This is a genomic window from Streptomyces sp. NPDC055815 (assembly GCF_053616475.1).
The window spans coordinates 39,494-52,371 of the sequence record NZ_JBSHDU010000003.1; the positions used below are offsets into that span (position 1 = coordinate 39,494).

Consider the following 12,878-nt stretch of genomic DNA (forward strand, 5'->3'; position numbering starts at 1 on the left):
GGCCTTTCTCCAGACCTGCTCGGCCCCGCAACCGTCTCCTGGTCAATCGTCCAAGTCAAGCGTCCCCGACCCTTGACTTGGACGGTTGACCAAGTCCAGTCTTCCGGGAACCGCCGCCCGGACTGGGGCGCGGCCGCCGTCGATCCACCCCGAGAGGACTCCGGTCATGACCAGCGTGTGGCGCAACTGGGCGGGCAACGAGCAGGCGCGGCCCGTGCGCGTTCTGCATCCGGCGGACGCCACCGAGGTGGCCGGGGCCGTGCGGCGCGCGGCCGCGGAGGGCCATCGGGTGAAGGCGGTCGGCGCGGGTCACTCCTTCAGCCCGGTCGCCGTCGCCCCGGGGGTCCAGCTGCGCCTGGACCGCCTGGCGGGGCTTCGGTCGGTGGACCGGGAGACCGGTCTCGTCACGGTCGACGCCGGGATGCCGCTGTGGCGGCTGAATCCGCTGCTCGCCGAGCACGGCCTGGCCATGGAGATCCTCGGCGACATCGACCGGCAGACCGTGTCCGGGGCCATCTCGACGGGCACGCACGGTTCGGGAACCCGCTTCGGCGGCATCGCCACCCAGGTGCGCGCGCTGGAACTCGTCCTCGCCGACGGGTCGTTGGTCACGTGCTCGCCCGACGAGCGGCCGGAGCTCTTCGCCGCGGCCCGGGTCGGGCTCGGCGCGCTCGGTGTCATCACCGCGGTGACCTTGCGGTGTGTGCCGCTGTTCGCCCTGCACGCCCACGACGCCGCCCTGCCCGTCGCGGAGACCCTCGACCGGATCCACGAACTCGCGGACACCAACGACCACTTCGAGTTCTTCTGGTTCCCGCACAGCACGACGACCCTCACCCGCCGCTTCCGGCGGCAGCCGGCCGACGTCCCGCTCAAGCCCATCGGCGCCGTCGCACGCCGCCTGGACGAGACCGTCAGCGGTCTCGGCTTCGAGGTGCTCAACCGCCTGGGCACCCGCTACCCCGGGCTCGTTCCGCCGATCACGCGGTTCGCGGCCCGGGCGATGTCCACGCGCGAGTGGTCGGACCTCTCGTACCGGATCTTCGCCTCGCCGCGCGATGTGCGCTTCCACGAGGGGGAGTTCGCCATCCCCCGGGAACACGCCGTCGACGCGCTGCGGGAGATCAAGCGGTGGATCGACGCGCACGACGCGAAGGTGTCGTTCCCGCTGGAGGTCCGCTTCGCCGCCGCCGACGACATCTGGCTCTCCACGGCGTACGGCCGCGACAGCTGCTACATCGCCTTCCACCAGTACCACCGCATGCCCTACGCCCCGTTCTTCGAGGCGTGCGAGTCGATCCTCGGCGCGTACGGGGGACGCCCGCACTGGGGCAAGATGCACGGCCTCGACGCGGAGCGCCTGCGCCCGCGGTACGCACGCTTCGACGACTTCACCGCCCTGCGCGACGCCCTCGACCCCACCGGCGTCTTCGCCAATCCCTACCTCGACCGCGTCCTCGGCGTGGGACCCGAGGCGAAGCCGGTCTAGGGGGCGGCTCCCTGACGTACACCCCCCTGGGTATCCATGGACACCGCCCATAGATACCCAGGGGGGTATTTGACTTCGCTACGGCACCTTGTTTACGGTCGAGTACGTCAATACCCACGGGGGTATCGCCAGCGTGCAGTCCCCCGATGCGTGAAGGGGCTGCCGTGTTCTTCGCCCAGTACTACCTCGACTGCCTCTCCCAGGCGTCGTACATGATCGCCGACGAGCGCTCCGGGCAGGCGGTGGTCGTCGACCCCCGCCGGGACGTCTCGGAGTACCTCGCCGACGCCGCCGCCCGCGGATTCACGGTCGTCGGCGTGATCAACACCCACTTCCACGCGGACTTCGTCGCCGGTCATCTGGAGATGGCGGACGAGACGGGGGCCTGGATCGGCTACGGCCGGCGCGCCGAGACCGAGTACCCGATCCGCACGCTCGCCGAGGGCGAGCGGATCTCCCTCGGCGACGTCACGCTGGAGATCCTGGAGACCCCAGGCCACACCCCGGAGTCGATCAGCGTCCTCGTGTACGAGCGGGCCGAGGACCAGGTGCCGTACGGCGTCCTGACCGGCGACGCGCTGTTCATCGGCGATGTCGGCCGGCCCGATCTGCTCGCCTCGGTGGGCGTGACCGCCGAGGAACTCGGCGCGATGCTCCACGACAGCGTGCAGAACAAGCTCATGGGGCTGCCGGACGAGGTGCGGGTCTTCCCCGCGCACGGCGCCGGATCGGCCTGCGGCAAGAACCTGTCGACGGAGAAGCAGTCGACGATCGGCGAGCAGCGGGCCACCAACTACGCCTGTGCCCCGATGGGCCGCGAGGAGTTCGTGGCGCTCGTCACCGCCGGCCAGCCGGCCGCGCCCGGCTACTTCGCGTACGACGCCGAGCTCAACCGCAGGGACCGGGCCCGCTACGACGCCTCGGCCCCGCGTCCGCTGACGCTCGCCGAGTTCAGCGAGCTGCGGGCCGGTGACGCGATCGTGGTGGACGCCCGCGACCCGCAGGAGTTCGCGGCGGGGCATCTGCGCGGCGCGGTGAACGTGCCCGCCGACGGCCGCTTCGCCGAGCAGGCCGGCACGGTCCTCCACCCGGCCGCCGAACTGGTCGTCATGGCGCCGCAGAACCGGGAGGAGGAGGTCGTCACCCGTCTCGCCCGGATCGGCTTCGACCGGGTCGCCGGCTACCTGCGCCATCCCGAGGAGGCACTGGAGGCGCTGGCCGGCGAGGTCTCCCCCGCGAGCCGGGTCACCGCCGCCCACCTGCGCACCGCCCTCGCGGGCGAGCGGCCGCCGGTCGTCGTGGACGTGCGCAGCTGCGGCGAGCGCGAGGCGAACGGCTTCGTCGAGTCGGCCCTGCACATCCCGCTGAGCGAACTCCCCGACCGAGCTCACGAGTTGCCGGCCGACCGACCGCTGGTCGTGCACTGCGCCGGCGGCCACCGTTCGTCCATCGCCGCGAGCCTGCTGCGGCAGCGCGGCTTCCAGGACGTCTCCGACATCCTCGGCGGATACGCCGCCTGGGCGCTGATGGACTCGACCGCGGCCTAGCCACAGGCCCCTGTAGAGAATCCCGGCCTAGCCACAGGCCCCCCTGTAAAGAAATCCGGACCTGGCCCCTCACACCCTCCCACATAGCCCCCGCGGTATATCTGGTACGCCCGACCGACTCGAAGTGGATCCCATGAGCACCACCCCCGCGCCCACCCCCTCCCTCACTCCCGCCGTGCTGCACCGGCTCGTCCAGGAAGGGCGCGCCCCGCGCCTCCTCGACGTGCGCACACCGGGTGAGTTCCGTACGGCGCACATCCCCGGCTCGTACAACGTGCCGCTCGACACCCTCCGTGAGCACCGCGCCGAGCTCCTGAGCCACCTCGACGAGGACGTCGTCCTCGTCTGCCGCTCCGGGCAGCGCGCCACGCAGGCCGAGAAGGCCCTCGCCGAGGCCGGACTGCCGCACCTGCGCGTCCTGGAGGGCGGCATCGTCGCCTGGGAGACCGCCGGCGCGCCCGTCGAGCGCGGGCCCGAGCGGTGGGACATGGAGCGCCAGGTCCGGCTCGTGGCCGGCTCGATCGTCCTGACCACCGGACTCGTCGGGGTGTTCGTGCCGGGGGCCCATCTGATCGGCACCGCCATCGGAGCCGGCCTGACGTACGCGGCGCTCAGCAACTCCTGCGCGATGGGTGTGCTGCTGTCCAAGCTGCCGTACAACCGGGGGCCGCGCCCCGACATCCGCACGGTGATCGCGGAGCTGCGGAGCACGTCGTGACCGTCGTGGTCGTCGCCGCCTCTCTGCTCGTCGGCATCAGCCTCGGCGCCCTCGGGGGCGGCGGCTCGATCCTGACGGTGCCGATCCTGGTCTACCTGGCCGGCCTCGGCGCCAAGGAGGCGATCGCCACCTCCCTGTTCGTGGTCGGCGTCACCAGCCTCGCCGCGCTGGTCCCCCACGCGCGCGCCCGCCGGGTCCGATGGCGGACCGGGCTGCTCTTCGGCGGGTTCAGCATGGCCGGCGCGTACGCCGGCGGGCGGCTCGCCGCCCACCTTCCCAGCACGGCCCTGCTGGTCGCCTTCGCCCTGATGATGCTGGCCACGGCGGTCGCGATGCTCCGCAAGCCCCGGCGCGACCGGGAGAAGACGCGCGGGCCGCTCCCTCTGAAGCGCATCGCGGTGGACGGTCTGGCCGTCGGCGCGGTGACGGGCCTGGTCGGCTCGGGCGGCGGTTTCCTCGTCGTCCCGGCGCTCGCCCTGCTCGCCGGGCTGCCGATGGGCCTCGCGGTCGGCACCTCGCTGCTCGTCATCGCGATGAACTCCTTCGCCGGGCTCGCGGGGCACCTCTCGGGCGTCGGGATCGACTGGGGCCCCGCCCTGACCGTCACCGCGGCGGCCGTGGTCGGCAGTCTCGTGGGCGGGCGGCTCGCCGGGCGCATCCCGCAGGACGCGCTGCGCACGGCGTTCGGCTGGTTCGTCGTCGTCATGGGCGTCTTCGTCCTCGCGCGACAGCTGGACACCGCGGTGTGGAGCCACCCGGCCACCTGGGCGGTCCTCGGAACCGCGACGGCCGGCGCGGTCGCCGTCCGACTGCGGCGGTCCTCGACCGCGAGGAGCACACCCTGAGTCCGCGCACCCGGCCTCCTTCATTTCGGTGAACCCGATAATCGGTGGAGTCGGCAGCAGGCCCTCGCGCACAATGCCCGCGATGATCTCGACTGCCGACCAGCTGCTCGCCGCCCTCGAACCCCTGCCGCACGCCGCCCGGCTCCGGTTCACCGCCGTCACCGCTCACCGGCTCGCCTCCCGGGGCGCACTGCGTCCCCTGCTCGCCGCCCTGGACGCCCGGGGCCCCTACGAGCGCCGTCTCGCCGCGCTGGCGGCGCTGGCCGCCGAGGACGCGGAGCACCTGATCGCCCGGCTCGGCGATCCCGACCCCGTGGTCCGCCGGTACGCGCTGCGCGGGGCACGGCGATTGGCCTTCGCGGACTCGGCCGTCGAAGCCGCGTACGACGACGCACCCGCCGTGGTCCGCGCCGACCTCGCGCGGCTGCTGCGTGACGGGCGCCGGTCCGGCCTCGTCGAGCGGCTGGTGCTCCGGGTGCGCACCGCCTACGGCGACCGGGACGCGGCCCTTCTGCTGCCGGGGTGCTCGACGGAGTTCACGGCACGGCTGCTGCCCGAACTCGCCGGAGCCCTCGCGTACGAGGACTGGAGCACGCTGGCCGTCCGCCATCCCGTCGCCGTCCTCGACCACGCGGAGCGTGAACTCGCCGGTATCCCCGAGCGGTTGCGCGATCTCTGGTGGAAGCGGCACGCCGCCGGGATCGCCGCCGCCCTGCCGGCCGCGCCGGGGCGGGTGCTCGGCCTCCTTGAGCGGTACGGCCCCGGCAATCTGCCCGGTCCGGTGTCCGACCGGCTCGGCGAGCTCGTCGCGGTCGACGCGGAGCGCGTCGCGCGCTGGTTCGCCGATCCGCGCCGGATGGCCGAGCGGTGGGAACGGACGCCCGGGCCTGCGGTCATGCGGCGCCTGGTGGCGGCCGATCCGCCGTCCCTGCCCAAGCTGGGGGCCCGGTGGTTCCACCGGGAGGCCTTCCGTCTTCTGCTGCGGTCGGTGCCACCGGCACGCCGGGCCGGATTCGTGGACGCCGTCGTCGAGGCCGGGGATCCGCACCGGAACGTACGCGCCCACCAAGGGGTGCTGGCCCTGCTGCCGACCACCGAGCGGCACGCCCGGGCCCGGGCCGCGATCGAGGAGATCCGCGACGACCGCCACGCGAGCTGGGACGTCTGGGGTCTCCTGGCCCTGCTCCCGCCCGCCGAAGCCCGTCCCCGACTGCTGGCAGACCTCCGTACCGATGACGCCGAGGAGCGCGGTGTCCTCTGGTACCAGCTGGTCGTCAACGCCGGCCACACCGGTGATCCGGGGCAGGTCGCGGACGTGCTCGCACTGGCCGCCGGGCGGCTCGCCCACGAGCGCGACCCCGTACGCGAGGAAGCCCTGTCCGCCTGCGCCGAACTGCCGGCACCGCTTCTCGCGGCGGCCCTCGGCGCCGGGACGCCCGCCGGCGGCACCGGGGCCGACGCCCTGGAGCGGCTGTGTCGGGACGCCCTGGGCGCCCGCGACTGCTCGTACGGGACCCGTGACGCGATCCGGACGCTGGCGGTGAACCTGCTCGCCGCCGGCACGGACGCGTCTGCGGGCGACGCCGGCAGCGCTGCCTCCGCCACGGACACGGACGCGTCTGCCGAGACCCCCGTTTCCGACGCCGCGCGGACCGCTGTGCGCCTCGTGGAAGCACTCACCGTTCACACCGGCACGCTGGAACTCGGTCGCCTCGGTCCCGTCGTGCGGGGCCCCGGGGCCGGAGTCCTGCTTGGCGCCATCGGGCCATGGCTCGACCGCGCGGCCGCCCGTGGCGACGTCACGCCCCTGCTCACCCTGGTCGGATCCGCCGGACGCCGTGCGCACCGGATCCCGGAGCTCCAGGACCGAATCGAACAGGCCTTGCGCGTCTGTCCCGACGGGGTGTTCGGCGAGGTCGCGGCGGCCTGGCTGGCCGGTCCGGCGACCCGGGGCGACCGTGCGGCCGAGTTGCTGGCCCGGGAGCCGTCCACCGCCTTCGTACCCCAGGTGCTCGCCGTACTCGCCGCGGAACGCACCGACCTGCTGGACCGCGCCCTGCCCGAGACCCCGCTCCCGGGCGGACGGTTCCCCGCGGCCGGTGCTCCCCGGCCGCTGCCGCCCTTCCGGTACGCCGACCGGTGGCTGCCCCGGCAGCAGGAGGCCGCGGTCCGGCTGGCCGCGGCCGCGGTCGCCGATGACGGCCGGGGCCTCGACGAACGTGCCGCGCTGCTCCGTACGGTGGCCCCGGTGCCGACCTACGGAAGGTCCCTGCTCCAGCAGTACACGGCCGCGGAGCCGACCGCGGCCGCGCCTCCTCTCCTGGCGGCGGCCCTGGACGCCGCGGCCCACACCGACGACCCGGCCTCGGCCCTCGGCGCCCTGCTCGACCACGCGGGCGACGAGCGGGCCGCGGCGGCCTGGTCCGCCGCCACCCGCGCCGCCGCACACGCCCGGCCCAGCCGGGTCGCCGCCCTGCTCCGTGACGTCCTGACCCGCGAGACCGGGGTGAAGGTCACCGTGAGGAAGGCGGCCGCGCGGCTGGCCGCCCGCCATCTGCCCCCGGGCGCCGCCACCGCACTCCTGTCCACCGTGGCCCGTACCCCGGGCATCCATCCGGACGTGCACGCCGCCGTCGTCGGCCTGGCCCCGACGCTGCTGCCGGACGAGGAGATGTGGGCCCTGCTGGAAGCGGCGGCCGCCGACGGGCCCGGCGCCGCCCGGCGCGCGCTCCTGGACGTGAATCCGGCGGACCTGGCCCCGGCTCACCGGTCGCGGTACGGGGAGCTCGTCGCCCGGCTTGCCTCCGTACCCGAGGAACAGGTGGTGGAGAGTGCCCTGTTCGCCCTCCGTGACTGGGCGCGGTACACCCCGGCGGCCGGCGCGGCGCTCGCGGAGGTCTGCACGGACCTCGCCTCGCCGTGGAACGCCGATCGGGCGGGCTACGGGCTGACGGAACTCGCCCGGTCCGAGCTGCCCCACCCGATCGGCGGCGCGGCGCCCGGCAGCCTTCTGCACGGTGTCGTGGACCGGCTTCTGGCGCTCGTCGCGGCCGGGGAGCCCGAGGGCGGCGGACGCGGTCGGGACCTGCCGGCCCGCCGTCGTCTGCACTCCCTGCTCGGCTCGTCGATCCACGACCACCGGATGTGCGCTGCCCTGGCCCGGCAGTTGGCCGCCGAGCCGGCCGTCGCCGCCACCCGCACCGCCCTCCTCGTACGGGCGATCGACCTGGAGGCGACCGAGCCGGACCTGCTGCTCTCGCTGCGCGAGCTGGCCGCCGCGGTCGACGGCCGCCCGGTCCTCGCGGCCCGGGTGGCCAAGGACGTGGAGGAGACGTACCGGTACGGGACTGCGCCGGTCGACGCGACCGCCGCCCTCGGCGCGGTCCGTGTCCTCGCCGACGACGGCGGGCTCGTCGAAGGCCTCCTCGCGGCGGCCCTCGTCTCGGCCCTCGGCATCCGTCTGAACTGGCCGGCCCCCTGCCGCGCGGCCGTCCTGGCGCTGCGGCGGCACCCGGACCGGGAGGTCCGGGAGACGGCGTACGCCACGGACCTGGGCGGGCGCTGAGCAGGTCAGCGCCGCTCGACGCGGTAGCGCCGGGCGAGCGCGACCGCTCCGAGGAGAAGCCCGGAGTCGCGCAGTGCGATGTCGTAGTACCCGGAAGTGGTCAGCAGGTCGACGATGATGCCCGCCAGCCGGCCGGCCACGAGCCAGCCCCCGAAGCGGGGGGCCAGCGCCACGGCGAGGCTGGCGACGATCTCGATCACGCCGACCGCGTACATGGCCTCCTGGGCGCTGCCGGGGACGATGTCGTCGATCCACGGCGCGAGGCGGGCGGGCCAGTCCGTCAGCAGGTCGGCGAACTAACTGGTGTTCGTGGACACCCCGGAGGAAGTACGCGACGCCGACGTCTGCGCGATCGCCGCTCTCGACGAGCCGACGCGCAGGAGGCTCTACGACCACGTGGTGTGGCAGTCGGACCCCGTGAGCCGGGACGAGGCCGCCGCCGCGCGCCCGGGAGCACACCCGGACGGCGTGCGGCATGAACCTCCACCTGCCGAGCGCGAAACGTTCGCGGGCGAACAGTGAGCCCCCACCGTGCGGTGGGGGCTCGGAAGGAGGATCTGGCTGCCGGCTACAGGCTGAGGGCGTCCTCGGCGTTGTCCATCCAGGCGGTGACGGAGTTGGTCGCGGAGACGTTGAAGCCGGGCGTCGAGGCCTTGAGCGGCACCTGCTCCAGGTCGGACTCGGTGTCCATGGTCATCGCGATCGACGAGACGGTCTTGCTCTTGGCGTCCTTCGGGCCGCCCATGAGGCCCGCGTAGGCGGTCTCGCCGGGTTCGAGGCGGATCGCGTCCTCGATGCCGGGGGCGGTGCCGCGCTTTGTCGCCTGGCCGTCGAGGTCGCCGAACGTCACGATGGGGTGGCCGAGGACCCGACACGGCTTCCCGCTCTTGTTGGTGACCTTCAGGAGGTAGCTGCTGGTCGTGGGCTCGGCCAGGCTCGCGGTGAACTTCAGGTCGTAGGTGCTGCAGGGGAAGACGCCGTAGTCCGGATCGGCGGACGGCGAGGCCGGCTCGGTCGGCTTGGCGGGCGTCGACGGCTTGCCCGACGTCGAGGGCTTGGCGGACGTCGACGGCTTGGCCGGCGCCGAGGGCTTCCCGGGCGTGGACGGGGACGTGGAGGCGGGGGGAGTCGTCGCCGGCGCCCCGGGGCCGCCCGCGGCACCGTCCTCCGACGGCCCGCAGGCGGTCAGGGCCAGCGCGGACACGGCGACGAGGACGAAAGCGGCTCTGCGAACGGAACTCATGGCGGTACTCCCCCCGATGACAGCGCACGTACTGCGCTGAGGTGAATCCCAGGTTCGCGCACGTGCTTCACGATTCTGTGACGGTGTCTTACCGGAATCACCACGATTCGCCCCGGGCGTCCCGGAGTCCGGCACCAAGGGCTCACGCTGACCAATGGCTGACTTTTCCGACGCACCATCAGGCCAGGTCGGACCATCCTGAACATCCAGTGGTGAGTGGTTCCCGTCCGGTTCGATGAATGCCGTGGCACATGCTCCGGGCCTCACCGAGGAAGTCCCGCGGCGGTTCGCCAGGGCGCGCTCCTTCGAGCGGGGCTCGGCTGTCCGTCCGCGGTGTCCCGGCTGGAGATCGGGGACGTGGCGACCAACGCGACCCGGACGGAAGCGACGCCTACGAGGTCGAGCCGACCGAGGACGACAGCGGGTTCGCCGGCTGGTGCGACTGCCCGTACGGGCGGGAGGGCAATTTCTGCAAGCACGGTGTGGCGGTGGGCCTGGCTGTCCTGGGGCAGGCCGAATCCGTGCCTCGACAGCGGTCGGCAGCCGCGTCGCGTACCCGGCTGCTGGATGCCCGGCTGGAGTTCCGTACCCGCGAGGAACTGCTCGCCTGGTACGGGAACAGCTCGCAGGCGACTGTGACCTGCGCCGGCACCTCGAGCTGCGTGCGGCCCCCGCCGGGGAGGACACCGGCATTGCCCGGGAGCGCATCCTGAGCCTCCTCGACACCCGTCCCTTCGCCCGCTCGGCTCCGTCGAGTAAGCCGACGCCCGCGCATACGGGCAGCAGGCGGCGGAGGCGGTCGCCACCCGCGGGCGCTGACGGCGAGCGGCCGGGCCGCCGACGCGGTGGGGGTGGCCCGCGAGGCCCTGCGGGCCTCGGAGCGGATGTACGGGGAGATCGACGACTCGGACGGACTGATCGGGGACGTCGCGAACGGCCTGGCCGAGGCCCACCCGGAGGGCCTGCCTGACCGCCCGGCCCGATCCGGTGGAGACCGCCGGATGGCTCTTGAGCCACCCGCTGGTCGGCGCCAACGACGCCACGGACACGGACCTGTTCGACTGCCGGTAGGTGCTGGGTGAGCCGGGTATGGCCCGGGCCCACCCCTTGGTGGTGGCCGCCTGGCGGGCCAACCCCAGGGGGTGGGCGGAGAAGTCACTCATGACCGGACGAGGAACCAGCCACCTTCTCTGCGAACGTTACGCGCGGGCCGGCCACCCGGCTGACGTGGTCACCGTCCGCCGTGACCTGCGGCGGGCCGCCTCCCGCCGGCCGCGCACCAGCAGCTGCCAAGACACACCAGGCTCGACGCCTCCTCATCGGGCGCGGCGGACGCGGGCGAGGACCAGAACCGCGTCGTCGGCCGGCTGGGCGGGCAGCAGGCTCGCGAGGATGCGGTCCGCCGTCGCTTCCAACGGGCCTGGGGGCCCGCCCAGTTCGGCGCGCAATGCCTTCAGACCGACCTCGAGGTCCGCGCCTCGTGTCTCGATGAGGCCGTCGGTATACAGGGCGAGACTCGCGTTCCCGGGGAGTTCGATCTCGATCGTCCGGAAAGGACAGCCGCCGACGCCGAGAGGGATTCCCAGGACGTCGTCGATGGTCTCCACTGTGCCGTCCGGCCGGAGTACCAGGGGCGGGGGGTGGCCGGCGCTGGCGATGCGGGCTCCTCCGCTTTTCGGGTCGTAGACGATGTACAGGCACGTCGCCAGCTCGATGCCGGCCTCCTGGGCGCATGCGTCGAGCTCGGTGAGGAGGTCGTCGGGCTCGCTGTCGTGCCTGGCCAGAGCCTTGGCGGTGATACGGAGGCGGCCCATGGCTGCGGCGGCCGACACACCGTGCCCCATCACGTCGCCCACCACGAGAGCGACTCGGCCGTCGGACAGGCTGATCACGTCGTACCAGTCTCCGCCGACCTCGGTGATCCGACTGCCGGGTACGTACCGGTGGGCCACGTCCACGTACGGGCTGGTCGCCAACGCACTGGGCAACAACGCCCGCTGCAGGGTGAGGGCGATGTCCTGGACGCGGCTGTACAGACGGGCGTTGTCCAGGCAGATCGCAGCCCGTGAGGCGAGCTCACCGGCGAGGCTGACATCGTCCCGGGTGAAGGCCGGCCGGCCCGTGGACCGGCCGAACATGGCGATTCCCTGGACCGTACCCCTGGCGATGAGCGGGGCAACGAGGACGCAGGCCAACCCGCTCTCGGCGAAGAGCCGTGAGCGTGACTCGATGAGGACGGTCCGGGCCAGGAACTCCTCGTTCACCACGGCGGAGACGGCGCGACCGGTCCTCAGCATGTCGTGGATGACGGAGCCGGGCGGATACCGCACCGTCTCCACCCCGCTCACGAGTTCGGTGGCCGGAGGGGGCAGGATCGTCCCGGAGGCGATCCTGCGGGTGAACAGCGGTCGCGCCGGGTCGAACTCCTCCACCTCGTCCATCCACTCCACGACTTCGACCACGGCGCCGTCGCAGAAGTCCGGCATGGAAGCGTCGACCAGCTCCTGGGCGGTGACGTTCACGTCCAGGGTGGTCCCGATGCGAGTGGAGGCCCCGTCCAGCAGAGCCAGCCGTCGACGGCTGGCGGTGGCTTCCAGGATGGCCTGTTCCCGGTCGGTCACGTCCAGCATCAGCCCGCCCACTCCGGGGCGCGAGCCGACCGCCTGGCTCAGGGGGAAGAAACTCACCGACCGCACCTGATCACGGTCCGGATGCCCCCACGGACGCATGCCCACCAGGGTCCCCACGACCGGTGCTCCGCCCAGGGCGACGCCGCGGAGCATGCGCTGGTACTCGCCACCGTCGGACATGATCATGACTTCGTCCATGCGCCGCCCGAGGTGGGCCTCGATCGGCAGACCGTCCATGTCGGCGAGCGCCTGGTTGAGGTGGACGTACCGGAGGTCCTGGTCGAGCATGACCAGACCGATGGGGCACGTCTCGAAGAGGGCGTCGAGGAAGGCGAGGTTGGTCTTGACCCGATCGAGCTCGTCACTACGGCTCGCCAGGACCATCACCACCGAAGGTCCGCCGGATCCGGTCACGGAGAAGGCCCGGAAGCCGCAGTCGAAGACGGTGCGGTCACGATGCCGGGCCGGCAGCCGCCCCCTCCAGTAACCCTGGGTCCGGCCTCGCTCGGTCAGCCAGGAGCACGGATCGGGGGTGCCCGGGGGCCCGTCGGCGAAGAGAACGGCGCCGGGCTTCGACAGGACGGCGGTGGCGTCATATCCGAAGAGGTCCCGCGCGCCGGGCCCCCAGTAGCAGACGAGGTCCCCGTCATCGAGGCCGAAGACGGCCACGGGCACGTGCTCGAGCAGCGTCCCCGGCTCGGACCAGAACGGACCGTGGGTCTCCTCGCCCCCCGGCCGAGCCGATGGCACGAGATGTCCCCTTCCACTCGCCGTTCCTTCCATTATCCGGACACCACGGGCATTCCGCGGCGCGAAGTGCGCCATGGCGAGGACTGGGCCG

General features: G+C 73.2%; 8 protein-coding genes and 1 pseudogene. 6 read left to right on the forward strand and 3 right to left on the reverse strand.

Annotated elements, in window-relative coordinates:
- The first annotated feature begins 166 nt into the window (after positions 1–166).
- The 5 genes from ACWGN5_RS03330 (at position 167) to ACWGN5_RS03350 (ending at position 8,164) form a co-directional block, all read left to right on the forward strand.
- Entirely contained in the window at positions 167–1,489 is a 1,323-nt protein-coding gene (locus ACWGN5_RS03330) for a D-arabinono-1,4-lactone oxidase (protein WP_453510915.1), read from the forward strand.
- Between the two features lie 164 nt (positions 1,490–1,653).
- Complete coding sequence (locus ACWGN5_RS03335; protein WP_453511140.1) at positions 1,654–3,036, forward strand: MBL fold metallo-hydrolase; 1,383 nt, start codon at positions 1,654–1,656, stop codon at positions 3,034–3,036.
- Positions 3,037–3,169: 133 nt separating this feature from the next.
- Positions 3,170–3,754 (forward strand): rhodanese-like domain-containing protein, encoded by a 585-nt coding sequence (locus ACWGN5_RS03340; RefSeq protein WP_453510916.1) that lies wholly within the window; start codon positions 3,170–3,172, stop codon positions 3,752–3,754.
- A complete protein-coding gene (locus tag ACWGN5_RS03345) occupies positions 3,751–4,599 on the forward strand; it encodes a sulfite exporter TauE/SafE family protein (protein WP_453510917.1) in 849 nt (282 codons plus the stop codon). Before ACWGN5_RS03340 ends, ACWGN5_RS03345 begins: the two co-directional genes overlap by 4 nt.
- An 82-nt stretch (positions 4,600–4,681) precedes the next feature.
- Positions 4,682–8,164, forward strand: a complete 3,483-nt coding sequence (locus tag ACWGN5_RS03350) for a hypothetical protein (protein ID WP_453510918.1) — start codon at positions 4,682–4,684, stop codon at positions 8,162–8,164.
- A gap of 5 nt (positions 8,165–8,169) precedes the next feature.
- On the opposite strand, the gene ACWGN5_RS03355 is transcribed toward ACWGN5_RS03350, so the two are convergent.
- Positions 8,170–8,451, reverse strand: a complete 282-nt coding sequence (locus ACWGN5_RS03355; protein WP_453511141.1) for a hypothetical protein — start codon at positions 8,449–8,451, stop codon at positions 8,170–8,172.
- Between the two features lie 16 nt (positions 8,452–8,467).
- Between ACWGN5_RS03355 and ACWGN5_RS03360 the strand changes: the two are divergent.
- A pseudogene (locus ACWGN5_RS03360) lies at positions 8,468–8,608 on the forward strand (transcriptional regulator); the annotation flags it as partial.
- Between the two features lie 124 nt (positions 8,609–8,732).
- Here ACWGN5_RS03360 and ACWGN5_RS03365 read toward each other — a convergent pair.
- Both ACWGN5_RS03365 and ACWGN5_RS03370 read right to left on the reverse strand, forming a co-directional pair.
- On the reverse strand, positions 8,733–9,407 hold the full coding sequence (locus ACWGN5_RS03365; RefSeq protein ID WP_453510919.1) for a DUF4232 domain-containing protein: 675 nt from the start codon (positions 9,405–9,407) through the stop codon (positions 8,733–8,735).
- Between the two features lie 1,316 nt (positions 9,408–10,723).
- Positions 10,724–12,787 (reverse strand): SpoIIE family protein phosphatase, encoded by a 2,064-nt coding sequence (locus tag ACWGN5_RS03370; protein WP_453510920.1) that lies wholly within the window; start codon positions 12,785–12,787, stop codon positions 10,724–10,726.
- Positions 12,788–12,878: the final 91 nt, after the last annotated feature.

Excerpts from the sequence above, each read along its gene's own strand:
- ACWGN5_RS03340 (WP_453510916.1), top strand. The coding sequence starts at position 3,170 with ATGAGCACCACCCCCGCGCCCACCCCCTCCCTCACTCCCGCCGTGCTG.
- ACWGN5_RS03330 (WP_453510915.1), top strand. The coding sequence starts at position 167 with ATGACCAGCGTGTGGCGCAACTGGGCGGGCAACGAGCAGGCGCGGCCC.
- ACWGN5_RS03350 (WP_453510918.1), top strand. The coding sequence starts at position 4,682 with ATGATCTCGACTGCCGACCAGCTGCTCGCCGCCCTCGAACCCCTGCCG.
- ACWGN5_RS03365 (WP_453510919.1), bottom strand. The coding sequence starts at position 9,407 with ATGAGTTCCGTTCGCAGAGCCGCTTTCGTCCTCGTCGCCGTGTCCGCG.